Below are 18,702 nucleotides of genomic sequence, written 5' to 3'. Positions count from 1 at the left end.
TTATTATGGAAGATCAACATAAAACCACGATAAAAGCCGTTTGCTATCACTGTGGAGAAGATCTGCCCAAGGTGAATTATCAGATGGATGATAAAGGATTTTGCTGTGCAGGTTGCTTGGGCGTTTTTAAAATTCTTTCAGAAAATAATCTCTGCAACTATTATGTTTACAACAGTAATCCTGGTCAGCAACTTAAAAGTGAAAGCCATTTGGAATACCTTGATGAACCAAAAATCATTACACAATTGCTCGATTATCGGCATGAAAGTTCGAGTATCGTTACTTTTTACATTCCAGCAATTCATTGTAGTTCTTGCATTTGGTTGTTAGAACATCTTTATAAAATTAATCCGTCAATTTTCAGTTCGAGGATAGATTTTCTTAAAAAACAGGTTACCATTAGTTTCAATCATGAGGAGATTTCTCTGCGGAAACTGGTAGAAACGCTAAATCAGATTGGCTACGAACCCTTAATCAGTCTACAGGATGTTGTAAAAGAACATAAAAGTTCGGTAGATAAAGCATTGGTTTTAAAAATTGCCGTGGCTGGATTTTGTATGGGCAACGTTATGCTTTTTAGCTTCCCTGAATATTTTGGCCTTTCGAGTTTTGAGAAAGCTTTTCAGTCGCTTTTTGGCTGGTTAAATTTAGCTTTTAGTATTCCCGTAGCTTTTTATTGTGGTAAGGATTATTTTACTTCAGCAATCACAAGCATTAAACACAAACACGTCAATCTGGATACGCCATTGGCTCTGATTATCGCTGTACTCTTTTTACGGACAGCCTTTGAAGTTATTTTTAGTGTTGGGCCCGGTTTTGCCGATACCTTAACTGGATTGGTCTTTTTGCTTTTGATGGGTAAATATTTAAAGCAACGCACTTACCACCACATTTCATTCGATCGAGATTACCGTTCGTATTTCCCGATTGCGGTAACCACTTTACAAAATGGGAAGGAAAAACCCGTTTCTATTAACGAGATACATGTGGGTGATCGATTATGGATTCGAAATGGTGAGCTGGTTCCTGCAGATTCGATTTTAATGAAAGGCGATGCCTGGATGGATATGAGCTTTGTTACCGGAGAGTCTGAACCTGTGCACAAAGTTTTGGGCGAAATTATTTATGCTGGTGGTAGGCAAACGAGCGAGGCCATTGAACTTGAAGTAATTAAGCCAGTTTCTCAAAGTTATTTAACCGGATTGTGGAACAACGAACATTACAAAAGCAACAATAGCAAACAAAACTTTAACGATGGCGTAGCCAAATATTTTAGTCTCGGTGTCTTTATAATTGCCTTTTCTGCAACGGCTTATTGGTTGTTTCAAAACGATAGCCATAAAGCGTGGTCGGCATTTACGGCTGTAATTATTGTGGCTTGTCCTTGCGTGTTGGCTTTAAGTACACCATTCACTTTATCAGCCATTCTATCTGTGATGGATAAAAAGGGTTTTTATGTAAAAAATACCGATGCCGTTGAGGAATTGGCCAAATGCGATACCATCATCTTTGATAAAACTGGAACATTAACCAGCAGTGAAAACGCAGAAATTCGATTTAGCGGGGCATTAAATCAGGAGGAAAGCATCATTGTTGCTTCCTTATTGCGCAATTCTACGCACCCATTGAGTAGGCATATTTTAAAAGCTTTAAATGTAGATCAATATTATTCCCTTACAGATTACAAAGAGGTAATTGGCAAAGGTTTAACCGCTGTGATCAATAACCACAACATTTACGCAGGTCATTTATCTATGCTTCCTGTTGGAATCCATACGGATAGCGAAACTGGCGTTCACATTTTAATCGATCGATCTTACAAAGGTTATTTCGAAATTAAACAACAATGGAGATTGGGTTTAACGCAGCTTATTTTAAAACTTCAAAAGTTTAGTTTACAGGTTTTATCTGGCGATACCGATAAAGATTTTTGGATGCTTCAAACCATTTTTTCTAACTCCACAAAAATCAGGTTCAAGCAAAGTCCGCATCAAAAACTGAACAGTGTTTTGGAACTTCAGCAGGCAGGAAACAAGGTAATAATGCTTGGTGATGGTTTAAACGATGCCGGAGCTTTAAAGCAAAGCGATTTCGGGATCGCAATTACCGATAACATCAACAACTTTACACCCGGTTGTGATGCCATTTTGAAGGGCAGTTCGCTCAGTCTTCTGCCAAACTTTATTCAGTTAAGTAAAGATGGACTGAAAATTATAAAAATCAGCTTTGCCATCGCAATTGCTTACAACTGTATTGGGATTTACTTTGCGGTACAAGGAACGCTTTATCCATTAGTTGCGGCGGTGTTAATGCCCATCAGCACCATCACGATTATTTCCTTTACCACATTGGCAACCAGATGGTTTGCCCGTAAAAATAAACTGATATGAACATTCTTTACTTCTTGGTGGGCTGTAGCGTTTTAATGGCGCTCATTTTTCTTGGTGCTTTTGTATGGGCTTATAAAACTGGTCAGAATGATGATACCCATACGCCAGGAATAAGAATGCTTTTTGATGATGAAGTTATAAAAGAAAAAAGTGAAGAAGATCACTTTTCCAGTTAACCACCATCATCCTTTGCGCAAGTTGTTCAAGATACCTTTGAGACATACAACAAACAAAACCTCTTTTCTATTATGCAGTTAGAAAAATTTACCTACGATAACAAGATTGTTCGCAACTTTGGGATTGCCACATTGGTTTGGGGCATTATCGGCATGACCGTTGGTTTGCTTATAGCGATGCAACTGTTTAAGCCAGCCATGAACTTGGGCAATCAGTACACTACTTTCGGACGGATTAGACCTTTACACACCAATGCAGTAATTTTTGCTTTTGTAGGCAATGCCATTTTTATGGGTGTGTATTATTCGCTTCAGCGCTTGCTTAAAGCGAGAATGTTTAGCGATGTACTGAGCAAAATCCACTTTTGGGGCTGGCAACTCATTATCGTTTCGGCAGTCATTACACTTCCGTTAGGTTTTACCACCTCTCATGAATATGCAGAACTCGAATGGCCGATTGATATTGCCATTACTATCATTTGGGTAGTATTCGGCGTAAATATGTTCGGTACAATTATTAAAAGAAGAGAACGACATTTATATGTAGCCATTTGGTTTTACATCGCCACTTTTGTAACCATCGCCGTTTTACATATTGTAAACTCCTTTGAGCTTCCAATATCCTTTATGAAAAGTTACTATGTGTATGCCGGAGTTCAGGATGCGCTGGTACAATGGTGGTACGGACACAATGCGGTAGCCTTTTTCTTAACTACCCCTTATTTGGGGATGATGTATTACTTCTTGCCGAAAATGGCGGGCAGACCCGTTTATTCCTACAAATTAAGTATTCTTCACTTTTGGTCGCTAATTTTTATTTACATCTGGGCTGGGCCACACCATTTATTGTACACTTCCTTACCGGGTTGGGCGCAATCTTTAGGCGTTGCCTTTTCCATTATGCTCATTGCACCAAGTTGGGGCGGGATGATTAACGGTTTGTTAACCCTGCGTGGTGCTTGGGATAAGGTTAGAGAAGATGTAACCCTTAAATTTATGGTGGTTGCGCTTACTGCCTATGGAATGGCAACCTTCGAGGGGCCTCTATTATCGCTTAAACAAATTAATGGCGTTGCGCATTTTACCGATTGGATTGTGGCACACGTACACGTTGGCGCATTAGGCTGGAATGGTTTCTTAACCTTTGGGGTGTTATACTGGTTAATTCCACGCATTTATAAAACGGAATTGTACTCTAAAAAATTAGCTGGTTTCCATTTTTGGATTGGCACTTTGGGAATCTTGTTCTACGCTGTGCCGATGTATTGGGCAGGTTTTACCCAAGGTTTAATGTGGAAAGAATTTACCCCTGAAGGTTTGTTGAAATATCCAAACTTCTTGGCAACCACCTTGCAAATTATTCCAATGCATATTTTACGTTCTATTGGTGGAGCACTTTATTTAACAGGCGTAATTGCAATGACTTACAACTTGGCCAAAACGATGTTAAGCGCCAAGTTAGTTGCAAATGAGCCTGCAGAAGCCATGCCTTTAAGCAAAATTATTGTAGATAGTTCCCCTGCCGATAAAGCTTGGCACCGAGTTTTAGAAAGAAAACCAATGAAATTTATGGTGCTTTCTTTAATTATTATCCTAATCGGTGGGATGGTGGAAATGATGCCAACCTTTACGATTCAATCCAATATTCCGACCATTGCAAGCGTAAAACCTTATTCAGCGTTAGAGCTTCAAGGAAGAGATTTATACATTAGAGAGGGTTGTGTAAACTGTCACTCGCAAACCGTTCGTCCTTTCCGATCAGAGACGGAGCGCTATGGCGAGTATAGCAAGGCTGGCGAATTTGTTTACGACCATCCTTTTTTATGGGGAAGTAAACGTACCGGACCAGATTTACATCGCATTGGCGGAAAATACTCTGATGCTTGGCATTACAATCACTTACTGGATCCTACTTCAATGTCGCCGGGAAGTATAATGCCTCCTTATCCTTGGTTGGTGGAGCAGAAACTGGATACCACAACCACAGCAAGTAAAATTAGGGCGATGCAAACTTTGGGCGTTCCTTATGAAAAGGGATATGATCAGCAAGCCAATAATGACCTTAAAATTCAGGCGGAAAAAATTGCTTTGGATTTGAAACAGAACAACATCAAGGTTAAAAGCGACAGAGAAATTGTGGCCATCATCGCCTATCTGCAACGTTTGGGCACCGATATAAAAGCCAATAAAGAAACTATTCCTTCAAATCAATAAAATATGTTCAATCAGATAAAAGATTTAGCTGGAGGTGAAATTTACCTAATCACTTCATTGCTCATGTTCATGGTATTCTTTGTAATAGTTGGGTTATACCTATTTAAATTAAACAAAAAGCATATCGAAGTGATGAGTGCACTTCCCATTCAAGAAAATAATCCTCAAGAAAATGAAGAAGATTAATCTAACTGTTTTATCTCTTTTTTTATCTATTACAGCTTTTGCTGCGGATGAAAAAGTTTCGGCTGTAGTTGCTTCAGCAGAACCAAGCTTGGGTTTAACAAGTTCCGAAATGCTCCTGGCCATTTTATTGCTTTTCGTATTGGTTCTGCTTTTTGTTTCCATAACCCTTCTTAATGCATTTAAGGTGATGTATGCGGAACAGCTTAACCCAACGCCATATATCAAGCAGCTAAAAGAACCGGTTTTGGATTACGATAAATGGTTGAGCCTTCAGCCTAAAAAGCCTTCCATTTGGACTAAACTTTTAAGCCTAAGACCAATTGAAGAGGAGGGAGATTTAGTTATTGACCATGCTTACGATGGGATTAAAGAACTGAACAATCCTGTTCCTACTTGGTTTAATGTGCTCTTTTTTGGTACGATGATTTTTGCAGTTGGTTATCTATTCTATTATCACATTGGTGGATATGGAGATTTGCAAGATCAGGAATACGAACACGAAATGGTAAAAGCACAGGTTGAGAAAGCGGCCTATTTAGAAAAATCTGCCAATACCATTGATGAGAACTCCGTGAAGTTTGATAATACGCCAACCGTTTTACAAGAGGGCAGAACCGTTTTTACCACAAATTGTGTGGTTTGCCATGGCGATAAGGGGCAGGGGATTATCGGCCCTAATTTAACGGATGAATATTGGTTGCATGGTGGCGGGATCAACAATGTTTTTAAAACGATAAAATATGGCGTTCCAGAAAAGGGGATGATCAGTTGGGAAAAGAATTTAAATCCTAAACAGATTAGTGCTGTAGCCAATTTCATACTTTCTTTAAAAGGATCAAATCCGGCAGGTGCAAAAGCGCCACAGGGTGAAAAATATGAAGAAAAGAGCTTAAAGGATAACGAAATGAATACGGTGAAAGATACGGTGAAAAAAGATGATGTTACCAAAAAATAAAACTGAAACTAAGAATAGAGGCAGGAATTTTCTCTATCCCAAAAAACCGTCGGGCAAATTATACACCAAACGGAAATGGGTAAGTTATGTGTTGCTTTTGTTCTTGTTTTCTTGTCCATTTTTAAAACTTAATGGAGAGCAATTGGTGCTCTTAAATTTTATCGAGCGGAAATTTGTATTCTTCGGATTGATTTTTACTCCACAGGATTTCTACCTTTTTGCGCTTGCGATGCTCATTTTCATTATGTTCATTGTGTGCTTTACTGTTGTGCTGGGTAGATTATGGTGCGGTTGGGCCTGTCCACAAACCATTTTTATGGAAATGATTTTCCGAAGAATTGAATATTGGATTGAAGGCGATGCAAACAAACAGCGCAAATTAGATGAGGGCGAATGGAATGCTGAAAAAATATTTAAAAAAGGAGCTAAGCATTTAATTTTTCTGATCATTTCTTTTGCCATTGCCAATACTTTTCTGGCTTATATGATTGGTTCAGACGTATTGGTTAAAATTATAATCGAACCCATTGCTGGTCATGTTTCTGGATTTATTTCCATTTGGCTTTTTACACTCATTTTCTATGGTGTTTTTGCCTACGTCCGCGAAGTGGTTTGTACGGTAATTTGTCCATATGGTAGGCTACAAGGTGTTTTGTTAGATAATCAAAGCTTAGTTGTAGCTTACGATTTTACCCGGGGAGAACCTAGAGGCCGATTGCAAAAAGAAGCTTCATCATTAAAAAATGGCGATTGTATAGATTGTAATTTATGTGTACAGGTTTGCCCCACAGGAATTGATATTAGACAAGGTACACAGCTCGAATGCGTAAACTGTACGGCCTGTATCGATTCTTGCAATGAGGTAATGCTCAAGATTGGTAAACCAAAAAATCTGATCGGTTTCTTTAATCAGGATTTCATTAATGAAAGAAAACCCTACAAAATTGGATTAAAATCTTACGGCTATGCTGCGGTTTTGTTTGTGGTTTTAATGGTTTTTTCTTCGCTTATTTATAAAAGAGAAGACATTCAAACTACGGTATTAAGAGCCAGTGGAACTTTGTATCAAAGTAGAGGAATCGATCAAACCAGTAATCTATATAATGCTGAGCTGATGAACAAAACTAATAAAGAGCTTAAGTTTAGCTTTAGGTCTAAAGATCAGAATGATCAAATTGATTTTATCCAAAAGGCAAATGTTTTACCAAAGGAAGGCTCAGCTCATTTGACGTTCTTTTTGATTAAGAAAAACAACTCTATTGCGAAATATAAAAGCGATGTAGTTTTTGAAATCATAGTTGATGGAGAGGTTTTAAGTACGGCAACAACGAGTTTTTTTGCACCGCCAAAAGGGGAATGAGTTTTCAAACGGTCTTCATTTTAAAACGGCCATCATTCTCAGCTTGATCCGATAGCTATCGGATGGGAATCTTAATGCTTGGGCTGGATTTTGCTCTGTATTAAGATTCCCGCCTACGCGGGAAGGACGGCATGGCTAGGAAATATGGCATGGTTAGGCAAAACGTATAAAACGCCGTCATTCTCAGCTTGATCCGATAGCTATCGGATGGGAATCTTAATGCTTAGGTCGGCTTTTGCTCTGCATTAAGATTCCCGCCTGCGCGGGAAGGACGGCATAGCTAGGAAATATGGCATGGCTTAAATAAAATTAACTGTATAAATCTAAAAATATATGAACTGGGGAACAAAAATAGTGCTTGGGATGCTCGCATTCATGTTATTTATCGTTTGCATGGTGGCTTATATGTTTCATGTACATGGAAGAGATGCTTTAATTGAAGAGAATTATTACGAAAAAGGCATCAATTACAACGCCGAATACAACGCCAAACAAAACGTTTTTAAGGATGATGCAAAACCGACAATTACCATCACCAAAAATCAAATGATCATTCAAATAAAAGAAAGTGCCAATTACGAACTTGTTTTAATGCGTCCATCAAATAGTTTGGATGATGTTAAATTGAAAGGAAAAACAACTGGCAGCTCTAACCTAATTCTGGTTGATAAAACAAAAATGCCCAAGGGAATGTGGTTCTTAAACTTGCAGTGGCGCTCTGGAAACAAAGATTATCTATATAAAAATAATATCACCCTGTGATGGATTATTTACCTCTAGCTTTCTTAATGGGGCTTTTCGGGAGCCTACATTGTGCGGTAATGTGCGGACCGATTATGCTCGGAATGCCCTTTAAGAAAAGCAACTTTTTAGCCTCGGGATTTCAGCTTTTGCTCTATCAATTCGGACGGATATTGGTTTACACGCTCTTGGGAATACTTGTGGGTGCATTGGGCAATAGCATTAAAATATTCAGCAATCAGAAAACATTAAGTTTGGTTATTGGAATTGTTCTGGTTTTATTTACGGCTTTGGAGTTTAGCAAACGTTATAAAAATCAATTTCTAAAACTTCAGTTTAAAGTCTTGAATCCAATCAGCAAACTGATGGGTAAGGTTTTCAATTTGCCTATGTGGGGCTTGTTTGCAGGGATGCTGAACGGCATAATTCCATGCGGAATGGTTTACTTGGCACTTGCAACTGCCTTAAATACAGGTACTGTAAAATCTGGTGCAACATTTATGTTTTTATTTGGTTTGGGTACTGCACCATTGATGATGATGATTTCCCTGGGCGGAATCTTTCTTAAAAAATATATCCATTTCAATACCAATAAACTTGTGCCGTGGTTTATGTTTTTTATGGGTTTATTGTTCATATTACGTTCGGCTGATTTGGGAATTCCTTTCTTATCCCCAAAAAATATAAGCGGTTATGGTCACGCTATTGATTGTAAGTAAGAAGATTAGGCTATCATAATCTTCAGTGATTTTTGATTTGTTATCGAAGGATAAAACTTTGTGTATCTTAAGCTGTTATTTAAATGATCAATCCATTTAATCTATATCACGCTTTTTATGACTACAACAGATTTCCTTGGGTACACGCCCGACGCAAAATACAGTACATCAGTCGCTTATTTTTCTATGGAGTTTGCCATCGATCAATCACTTAAAATTTACAGTGGTGGTTTGGGCTTCCTTTCTGGCTCACACCTTCGGAGTGCTTACGAATTAAAACAAAACCTAATTGGGATTGGAATGCTTTGGAAGTATGGCTATTACGATCAGGTTCGAGATCGCGACAATAATATGGTTGCCACCTTTATTGAAAAGGATTATTCCTTTCTGGAAGATACCGGGATTGTTTTTTCGGTGCCGGTACACAGCACAACAGTTCAGGTTAAAGCCTATTTGTTAAGACCAGAAACTTTTGGTTCGGCGCCCTTATTCTTATTGAGTACGGATTTGCCCGAAAATGACGAGGTAAGCAAGAGCATTACGCATCGCCTTTACGATCCAAATGAGACCACTCGAATTGCACAATCTATTATTTTGGGTATTGGTGGGGGCTTACTTTTGGAGCAATTGAACATTACGCCAGATATCTACCACATGAATGAAGGCCATGCCGTTCCGCTTAATTTTTACCTGTATTCTAAATTCAAAAATCTCGAAGAAATTAAGAAAAGAATGGTTTTTACCACGCATACGCCCGAAATTGCCGGTAATGAAGAACACGATTTTGCGCTTTTAAAAGAAATGTCTTTTTTCTACCACATGCAAGATCACGAAGTGAAATTTGTACTGGGCTTAGAGGGTGATAAATTTAATTATACACTCGCTGCGCTGAAATTTTCTGGCAAAGCGAATGGCGTTTCTAAATTACATGGAGAAGTTGCCCGAGATATGTGGGGCGGTTATGCAGGCATTTGCGAAATTACTTCGATTACCAATGCACAAAATAAGCATTACTGGCAAGACGAAAACTTCGCTGAAAAGCTCGAAGCAAACGATCAGCAAGGTTTAGAAGTCCGTAAAAAGGAGATGAAAATCTTACTATTTAAAGAGGTTGCGAACCAAACAGGAAAGTTGTTCGATGAAAATATTTTAACCTTGGTTTGGGCAAGGCGCTTTGCGGCTTACAAAAGAGCAGATTTATTGATGCATGATTGGAATCGATTTCTTGAATTATTAAAGAATACAGAACAACCTGTACAAATCATTTGGGCTGGAAAACCCTATCCTGAAGATACTGGAGCAAATAAAATTTTTAACAGCATCATTAGTAAAACGAAAACCTTTGCCAATTGTGCGGTATTGGTTGGTTATGAGCTTGGCTTATCAGAACTGCTCAAAAAAGGTACAGATGTATGGCTCAACAACCCTAAAATGTATCGGGAAGCTTCTGGAACAAGTGGTATGACGGCTGTAATGAATGGAGGTGTAAATCTTTCCATCCCTGATGGCTGGATTCCGGAGTTTGCTGTGGATGGTGAAAACTGTTTTATTATAGAACCCTCTTCTGATGATCTTCCAGAAGCTGATCGCGATGCCAAAGAAAACAGCAACCTAATGGATGTTTTGGAGCAGAAGGTTTTACCTACGTATTATAACAATCCAACAAAATGGTTCCAGATGATTAAAAAAGGGGTTGAAGACGTTATTCCAGCATTCGAATCTACACGGATGGCCAATGAATATTACGAAAAAATGTACGACAAAACGGATCAAAGCTAAACTCAAATAGTGAGCATTTTCAGAAAGACCGATTAAATTTTCAGTTTGTATTTATAAACAAAGTATTTAGGAGACTATCTCATAAATCAAAATTCAGGAAGAGTTACCAAATTAAATTTTTCAATTGATTTTTACCTCACCCTGTTAAGGTTTTTTGCTTTGGCTAGTGTTATTCTGTCCCTCTCCTTGAAGAGAGGGATTTAATGGCCTTTGAGAGAAACCCAAAGGGTTCAAATAACAGTCTTCCGTTTCCCTCTCTTCAAGGAGAGGGATGCGAGCCAACATAAAAACCACAAACTTCCATAGGGAGAGGTTAAGAAGTCGCTGTCAAAACAAAATTTTATTCTGTTTTGACATAACGATTTTTCTTTTTGATACAGCCTCATTTGGAAGAATAGGGTTTTAAAAAAATAAACCGACAATAAAGTCATTCTGAGTCATATAGGTTTGCCGTTAATTTTTATTAAATTATCAGGTAGAAAGGCGGATGGGCGAACAGTTGCCATTTGAATACCCTCCAGCTAAAATCGAAAACTAAGTTTTACTTATTTAAATTTTCAACTAACTTTAAATACATCTAATATCTTTTCGTAAAACGATAAATGATTTTGGTGTATTTCTTAACAATTTAGTTCAGCCTCAATTTCCCTCTTTCTAATAACAATAGAAAACCATTTCATTTACTTCTTGTTTAAAATAAGGACGTGACAAATCGTCCTTAAATTAAAAATTATGAATACAGGAATTATTGAGTACATAAATTTAGAGGAATTATCTCGAGGAGATTACAAAATTATTGATGGCGAAACCGACATTACAGGATGGCCAGTGATAGATGAAAGCGAAAATACGGTTGGCAAGGTAAGGGATTTGTTATTTGATCCAGAACAAAATGCGATTCGGTATATCATCGTTGATCTTGATGAGAGCATAGTAGGAACGGAAGATAAGGCTGTGCTTATGCCTATTGGTTTTGCCAACCTTGGAATTGATAAAAAGGAAGTCGTGATTCCGGTTTTGCATGAAAGCCAATATGCTGCCCTGCCTCAATACATTATTGGAGAAATAACCAGAGAAACAGAAATGAAAATCAGGACGGCTATTGGAAGCCCAGCTGCATTGAGGATTGAAGAAGAAATTTCGGAGATGGATCCTTCTGAATTCTATAACCACCATCATTTTGATCGCGGAAGATTATCTGCAAGTAGAGATTCTCATACTGCTGAGCATAATGAAACAGTTCCCTCCGATAATCGTGAGGAAGAGATTAATACCATTCATGAGCTCATTGAACATTCAGGAACTAACCAAATAACTAATCGTGATAATGATCACCAAGTTGCCGATAAGTTTGAAGCATTTGAGGTTAATACACAAGATGGTAAATTTACAATAGAACCACAAGAAAATGGCACTTATAGGATTCTCGACAAAGGGGAAAAGATTGGTGTTATTTATGCAGAGGCAGGCGAAAGGGGTGTACAATGGAGAACAATGGATCAGTTGGATGAACGTTTTGTTGAAGCAATAGGCGAGGGCATCACGACACATAATTTATCGGTTTAGAATAACAAAGAGCGAGCAAAAGGTGATCAAAAATTATAGGGTATGTAAAATCCCGTTGACGCCATAGAAAAGCGGCATTTTTTTTCTAATTTTCCGGTATGCTTTTCGAATTTGGTCTGCAGAGTTGTCTGCTGTTGATTTTTTTCTTCCATATCCTCGTATATGCTTTTCTGTTTTTTAGAAGAAGTATTAAACAGGAAAATTATGCAGACAAATTAATGGGCTGGTTTTTGATTGTTGCCGCCTTGCTGATTATTCCTTTTATGGTTGGTTTCGCAGGGTGGTACGATAACCAGCCTTACCGCGATATTCTATTTTTCGTTCCATTTGTGCACAGCCTTTTTATTGGTCCGCTGCTGTGCTTTTATACCAAATCTATCTTTAATTATAGTTTCCGGATAGATGGCCTTGCCTGGGTGCATTTAATGCCAGGCTTTGTGTATTTAATTGTCAATGTAGCGATAAGCTTGATTGATATTTTTATTTACAAACGCTATCATCTAACCAACGAATCTGAAGATCCCGACTTTGCAAATTGGTACACTATATTATCAATGCTGAGTGTGCTCATTTATCTTTTTTTATCGATTAGATATTACAATCAGTATAAAAAATATACCGCTATTGCGACTTCTTTTGCCGACCAGGCCAGTTTGAAATGGCTCAGAAATTTTCTTTATGCTTTTTTTCTGCTGAGTATCATGCCCATCATCAGAACGGCACTTTCCAATTTCGACTTTTTTGAACGCATGCGCTATTTTGGGCCATGGTATTATTATCTGGGTTTTGCCATAGTGGTTTATTATATCGCAATTAATGCGTTCCATGCGGTACATCTTCCCCTCCATAAAATACAGTTTAACCCGAGTTTGCTTGTTGGCTTTGATACCTTGGAAACTGATGCTGAAATAGGGGTTCTAAACCTCGGATTGGAAGATCAAATACCTGTAGTAATAGATGAAAAAATGTTGCTGCTTAAAAAGGAACTGATGAAACTTATGGAAGATAGCCTATTGTTTGAACGGCCTGATTTGACCTTGAGCGAAGTTGCCAAAAAACTAAATACCAATTCGGTGATTCTGAGTAGAGCAGTGAACCAGCAATTTAAACTTAATTTTAATGATTATATCAATCAATATCGGGTAAATGCAGTGGTAAAAAGGCTGGCGATGCCGGAATTTAAGAACCAGACCTTATTGGCCATTGCATTTGATGCTGGATTTAATTCGAAAGCTACTTTTAACAGAAGCTTTAAAAAATTTACCGGAAAAAATCCCAAAGATTTTCTGAATATTACCAGCTGAGTTGCAAATTATAATGTGATACCCCATAATGTTGCCTCAAATTATAATCTGAGGCGACTGTAGCATTCATAATTCGGAGTTTTGAAAGAAAAAAATCCGTTTATGAAACACCATTTCAATTTTTTGTTGCTGATGATTTTTAGTTTGGCCGCTCTTGGGCAACAACAGGATAGTTCTGCCATCCGTAAAAGGAAAGATACCTTAAAAACCTATCAGTTAAATGAGGTAAAAATCAAAAGCACTGTGCCGGTAGTGCAGATTAAATCTGGAAAAATATTGCTCAATGTAGAGGCTATGCCAACTGCTGTAGGTTTAAATGCGCTTGAGTTGCTGCGCTTGGTACCTGGGATTACTGTTGATGGGCAGGATAATGTTAAGATCAGTGGTAAAAATGGTGTACAAGTGCTGGTAGATGGCCGCATTCAAACCTTAAGTGCACAACAGCTGAGCACACTTTTAAAGGGCACTTCCGGCGCCAGTCTAAAAACGATAGAAGTCATTTCGAATCCTTCATCTAAATATGATGCTGCAGGCCATGCGGGAATCATCAATCTTGTATTCAAAAAATCTACTACTCACGGCATAAGTGGAAATCTACTTGCAGGTTATCAGCAAATGGAACATTACAAGCAAAATACAGCCCTAAACTTAAATGTCAAAGGAGAAAAGGTTAACGCTTTCTTTAACGGAAATTTAGATAACAGCCTGCAGTTTACCGAAGTTACGAGCAACCGCATTCTTTTGGATAAAGTGTTGAATCAAAATGGTGTTGAACGGCAGGGTTACAGTAATTCGATGTTTCGTACTGGCCTAGATTACGATTTAAATAAAAAGCACCGCATAGGTACGATACTAACTTACCAGCGCACATGGGATGATTTTCCTTCGGATGCAAAGACGGAAGTATCTGGCAATTTTCCAGATCTACTCTCTACCTTTACACAAGCAAACTTAACGGAGAATCGTTTATCTGCCAACGTAAACTATCAATACGTGGGAGAAAAAGAAAGTAAGCTTTTGCTTGAGGCAAATTGGATGCATTATGGCTCCAGGCTTGGAAATTATGTAGATAATCGTTTTACATCGTCTGGCTTGGTAAATGGGTTTGAAAATAACACCAGCACGAAGATCAATCTATTTTCAACTAAGGCAGATTACAGCCAAAAATTAGGAAAGGTAAATCTAGAATCGGGTCTGAAATTTTCTTCCAGTAAAACAGATAATTCACTTTTGGCAAAACAGAGCGGGGGCAATGTTTCAGTTGCCAATCAATCTAACGATTTCGACTATTCAGAACAAATAGCAGCGGCCTACCTGAGTTTGGAACGCAATGTGGGTAAATTAAATATACAGGCGGGGTTACGCGGTGAATATACTCGAATGAAAGGGCTTTCGATTAATGAAACCGGGTTAAAAACAGCGCTTCCAGATACTGCCTACCTAAATTTATTTCCAACGCTCTTTATCCGCTATCAGGTTAGCGAAAAAAATAGTCTGGGGTTTGCCTACAGTAAAAGGATCAACATGCCGTCCTTTCAAGATCAAAATCCTTATGTGTACCGTACCGATTTCTTTTATGCATCGAGGGGGAACCCACTTTTGTTACCGCAATTTACCAATAGCCTTGAGCTAGATTACACTTTTGATGGGCAGCGACAACTAAAAATTAGTTATAATTCTACTGCAGATTTAATCGAGGTGATCCGTACCCAACAAGGTGATCAAACTTTAGAGTTGCCCGTTAATGCTGGGAAGAGAAGTTTTCTAAATGTTAGTTTTAACAGTCCTTTTAAAATTTTTAAGGCATGGACTGGGTATTTTTCGGCAGAACCTTATTATCAGTTTTATAAAGCAGATTTGAGTAAATATTTAGGTTTAGCGAGTATTGAACAAGGTGGAGCAGGTTTTAATGGCTATTTGAGCAACACAGTTGATTTGGGAAAAAGCTGGAAAGCGGGATTAAGTGCCTGGTTTAATTATGCCAGTCGTTCTTCCATCTACAGCACAAAAGCCATTTACAGTGTTGATTTTTCTTTGAAGAAACCCGTATTCAACGAAAGGTTAAATCTGAGCCTAGCCATGAGAGATATTTTCAATACCCAGAAATGGGAACAGGTTGCTGTAATCGGCCAAATTAACCAACGTAATTCTAGAAAGTGGGAAAGCCGTGGTTTATATCTTGGTTTAAATTATAATTTTGGCAATAAAAAAAATAGGGCTCAGGGCAGTGAGAAAGGAAAAACTGAAGAGCAAGAACGGATAAAATCTAGAGGTTAAAATACATTTATAGGCGGTTGTGTTGGCAGATTGAGGATTGTGCTGCAGATTACCACCTCAGTTGAGCCCATCTTCTAGATGATGTAAGTGAATATTAAGGATTATAGCCCAATCTGGTTTAAGTGTTCGCTCTTCAGCGGTCACTTAAACCTAAAATTTTGTGTGTAATAGTTGCAGATAAGAGTATTATGACCAATATCTAATTTATTAACTTTCTTCACAACTTTGTGTCAGATTTAAAACGTATAATTAATTTGGTAGATGAATTAGATGACAAGTAATAAAAGTTCTCTAGTAGAGTTTTTTGTGATTTCACTACTCTGGATATTATAAGGGCGTCCTGTCTATCACTTATATATAAATAAAACCTTTTTTCTTTACCATGTTTAACACTTTAACGAAAGTGACAGGATTTATCTTTTGTATATTTAAAATAGTATAAAAGACTTAAACTAAAAAAATGAAGCACATACTTTTAATTATCTTGACAACTTTCTCCTTGACCACGTATGGACAAGACAAATACAACTATGTAAGTTTTAACAAGCTGACAGAAGTTGAAGGAACTGGATATGTGATTGCTCGAATTGAAAATTGGGGTAAAATGGAAGGCTTGAAAAGTAGATACCTTTTATTTATTGACACAAAAAATGGGCAGACAAACCAAGTTGACTTTCCAAACGAAGGTTATTTTCAGAAAGTTGAACAAATAAAAATTGACAGCTTAGGAATTAATTGTTTACTTGTTTCAGCACAGACTGTTGACCTAGACGGAAAGAAAGGAATTGACTGGGATGACCCAATTCAAATTATAGTTTTATCAACAGACGGAAAACAAAAAACACAACTAACTGACAGTAAATTATTTGTAAGCACTTGGGTAGTTAATAAGACGACAGGAATTATCATTATTACCGGCCATTACGACACAAACAATAATGGCAAACACGACAAAACAGATAAAAACGAAATTGGAATTTACGATTTGAAAACACTGAAACTAATCAATAAAATATAAAGCTAGGCACACAACGTTTCACTTTTTATTATCCCATAGGGTCGACCTTACCGACATCGAACACAAAATCTTTGTTTAATTAGTTTTTAAGCAACATTGCAAATTACCTTAAAAACAGAAAACCATCTTTAAACTAAATAAAGATGGTTTTTGAATTTCTGTGATCCCGCTGGGATAATGACTTATTAATCCAATCGGCACTAAATGAGCAAGTTGTGAAATTTATATAATCATTATTTCAATGTGGGCACCAAATTGGGCACCAGTTATTTTGATATGATTTGACTAGTTTTGAAAGAACAATTTTTTGTTAATCAAATATAAGTTATTTGGTTGATAATGAGTAATTAATCTGAGAGGAATTAACATCAACAAACAATTACTGTAATGAAAAAGAATAATAATTTTCACATTCTAAATTATTAAATTAGACTTTAAGACACCAAATGCATAATTCAATCTCCGAGAATGAAAGAAAATTTTAATAGGCTAAATCTGTTCAATCAGCCTCTCTAATCCTTTTTAACCATTGTTGATCTTCGGTCTTAAAAATACTTGTATGACTTTGTTTGTTCTTTTCAGCATCATATAGCGAAGCCATCTCCTTTGCTTTTTTAATATTACCATCTAAAAAATTCATAACTGCCAATTGGTAATAATATCCAGTTATTGGCACCCTCTCTTTATTCGAAAAAGCTTTTGCGTAATTAACTCTAAATTCCTTTAACGCACTGATACCCCATTTGTAGTCTTTGTACAGGTAAGTGTTTTTTTTGATATAACCAATTTTGGTAGATGCTTCTATCCAATCTTGGTTCTCTATTATATTTAGATAATTCGTTAAATATTTTTTTGAGTTTTGTAAATCATTGCTTGATGAATAATAAAAATAGGCTATTAGATTTAACTTGTTTTCTATTTCATTATTTTTATCAACTTGCTTAATGAAACGTACCATGTTAGCGTAAGCTTCTGCTTTATTCTCTTGACCATAATATTGTGCAAATAATGAAGGTATTAATAAGACATAATTTTTGATGCTTTTCACATTTGCAATATACTTACGATACAACTCGAAGGCTAGCTTATCGTTTTGCTTATATTTCAAAAGATTGTTTATATAGATATATAATGCTCCATAAGATTTTTCCTTTTCGTAAGCCAACTTATACTTTTCAATTTTTGTATTGATATTAACAGCATTTGGTTTCTCAAAATTTAAAACTCCATTAAAAAATTGCATTAAGACTTCCTTATCACATGCTCCATGGTGTTTTCCTATTTGTTCTTCATTAGCATTTAAAATGGTATAATCTGGAATACCATTTGATTGGATATATTTGTCAGTATAATAGTAATTTTCGGGCTCTTCAATGTCTATCTTAATGACTACAAATTTCTCATCAAGCAAAGCCGATACATCTACATCATTTAAAATTTCACGCTCCATTTGATGACAGGGGCCACACCATACCGCTGTAAAATCCAGAAACAACAACTTATTCTCTCCTTTGCATTTCTGTAAAGCTTCGGCATAAGTGCCTTTAAAGAATTCGACGGCAAAAATCTGAAGTGGAATTATCATAAAAAACAGCATCAACAATTTTCTCATATAAATCTGAATTTGATTGTCTAATTTAAAATAAATTAGACAATTAAGAGAAACATATTGTATTACTTTGAGATCGTTTTGTATATTACACCTACACCAAGGAATGTGAAGTGTATGGCAAACCGTTAAAGTGCAATTATAATCCATACTTGGGAGTTTGGGATTGACCGTCTTTGGATATCTATGCTTTGACGAATTTTGATGTGCTAATGGCAAAAAAGACACTTCAATACTTTAACTAGGGTGATTGAGGCAGTTAGTTACTACTTATTTGTGTAAAACCGAACATCACACGAATTTATTCTAACTTCTGTCCAATTCAGACAGGTGTACCGACCCCTTATTAATTGGACAAATATGTTGAATTAGTTGTGTAATAATAGTCATTATTTGGGTCTATTTTTT

Annotated in this window: 14 protein-coding genes; 13 read left to right on the top strand and 1 reads right to left on the bottom strand. The window is 37.0% G+C overall.

Annotated elements, in window-relative coordinates; genetic code table 11:
- Positions 1-5 precede the first annotated feature (5 nt).
- The 13 genes from H7U22_RS20730 (at position 6) to H7U22_RS20670 (ending at position 16,685) form a co-directional block, all read left to right on the top strand.
- Positions 6-2,390: a heavy metal translocating P-type ATPase gene (locus tag H7U22_RS20730; protein WP_187073259.1), complete on the top strand. Its 2,385-nt coding sequence runs from the start codon at positions 6-8 to the stop codon at positions 2,388-2,390.
- On the top strand, positions 2,387-2,566 hold the full coding sequence (gene ccoS, locus H7U22_RS20725; RefSeq protein ID WP_187073258.1) for a cbb3-type cytochrome oxidase assembly protein CcoS: 180 nt from the start codon (positions 2,387-2,389) through the stop codon (positions 2,564-2,566). Before H7U22_RS20730 ends, ccoS begins: the two co-directional genes overlap by 4 nt.
- Before the next feature lie 72 nt (positions 2,567-2,638).
- The gene (gene ccoN, locus H7U22_RS20720; RefSeq protein WP_187073257.1) at positions 2,639-4,780 is read left to right on the top strand and encodes a cytochrome-c oxidase, cbb3-type subunit I; all 2,142 of its coding nucleotides are present in this window, start codon (positions 2,639-2,641) and stop codon (positions 4,778-4,780) included.
- Between the two features lie 3 nt (positions 4,781-4,783).
- Positions 4,784-4,966 carry a hypothetical protein gene (locus tag H7U22_RS20715; protein ID WP_187073256.1) on the top strand — a complete coding sequence of 61 codons (183 nt, stop codon included), beginning with the start codon at positions 4,784-4,786 and terminating at the stop codon, positions 4,964-4,966.
- The gene (locus H7U22_RS20710) at positions 4,953-5,921 is read left to right on the top strand and encodes a cbb3-type cytochrome c oxidase N-terminal domain-containing protein (RefSeq protein WP_248284821.1); all 969 of its coding nucleotides are present in this window, start codon (positions 4,953-4,955) and stop codon (positions 5,919-5,921) included. The genes H7U22_RS20715 and H7U22_RS20710 overlap by 14 nt, the downstream gene beginning before the upstream one ends.
- Entirely contained in the window at positions 5,902-7,281 is a 1,380-nt protein-coding gene (gene ccoG, locus H7U22_RS20705) for a cytochrome c oxidase accessory protein CcoG (RefSeq protein ID WP_187073255.1), read from the top strand. Before H7U22_RS20710 ends, ccoG begins: the two co-directional genes overlap by 20 nt.
- Positions 7,282-7,614: 333 nt before the next feature.
- Positions 7,615-8,043, top strand: coding sequence for a FixH family protein (locus H7U22_RS20700; protein ID WP_187073254.1), 429 nt, complete (start codon positions 7,615-7,617; stop codon positions 8,041-8,043).
- Complete coding sequence (locus H7U22_RS20695; protein ID WP_187073253.1) at positions 8,043-8,741, top strand: sulfite exporter TauE/SafE family protein; 699 nt, start codon at positions 8,043-8,045, stop codon at positions 8,739-8,741. The genes H7U22_RS20700 and H7U22_RS20695 overlap by 1 nt, the downstream gene beginning before the upstream one ends.
- A gap of 117 nt (positions 8,742-8,858) precedes the next feature.
- A complete protein-coding gene (gene glgP / locus H7U22_RS20690; protein WP_187073252.1) occupies positions 8,859-10,520 on the top strand; it encodes an alpha-glucan family phosphorylase in 1,662 nt (553 codons plus the stop codon).
- Positions 10,521-11,252: 732 nt separating this feature from the next.
- Positions 11,253-12,086 (top strand): PRC-barrel domain-containing protein, encoded by an 834-nt coding sequence (locus tag H7U22_RS20685; RefSeq protein ID WP_187073251.1) that lies wholly within the window; start codon positions 11,253-11,255, stop codon positions 12,084-12,086.
- A 98-nt stretch (positions 12,087-12,184) separates the two neighbouring features.
- A complete protein-coding gene (locus H7U22_RS20680) occupies positions 12,185-13,390 on the top strand; it encodes a helix-turn-helix domain-containing protein (RefSeq protein WP_187073250.1) in 1,206 nt (401 codons plus the stop codon).
- Positions 13,391-13,492: 102 nt separating this feature from the next.
- Entirely contained in the window at positions 13,493-15,667 is a 2,175-nt protein-coding gene (locus H7U22_RS20675; RefSeq protein ID WP_187073249.1) for an outer membrane beta-barrel family protein, read from the top strand.
- Positions 15,668-16,127: 460 nt separating this feature from the next.
- Positions 16,128-16,685: a hypothetical protein gene (locus tag H7U22_RS20670; RefSeq protein ID WP_187073248.1), complete on the top strand. Its 558-nt coding sequence runs from the start codon at positions 16,128-16,130 to the stop codon at positions 16,683-16,685.
- A 499-nt stretch (positions 16,686-17,184) separates the two neighbouring features.
- On the opposite strand, the gene H7U22_RS20665 is transcribed toward H7U22_RS20670, so the two are convergent.
- Positions 17,185-18,297, bottom strand: coding sequence for a thioredoxin family protein (locus H7U22_RS20665; protein ID WP_187073247.1), 1,113 nt, complete (start codon positions 18,295-18,297; stop codon positions 17,185-17,187).
- Positions 18,298-18,702 lie beyond the last annotated feature (405 nt).

It is taken from the genome of Pedobacter fastidiosus, assembly GCF_014306625.1.
Lineage (GTDB): Bacteria > Bacteroidota > Bacteroidia > Sphingobacteriales > Sphingobacteriaceae > Pedobacter > Pedobacter fastidiosus.
Note: the sequence above shows the minus strand (reverse complement) of the source record. Positions and strands in the feature narration are given on the sequence as shown.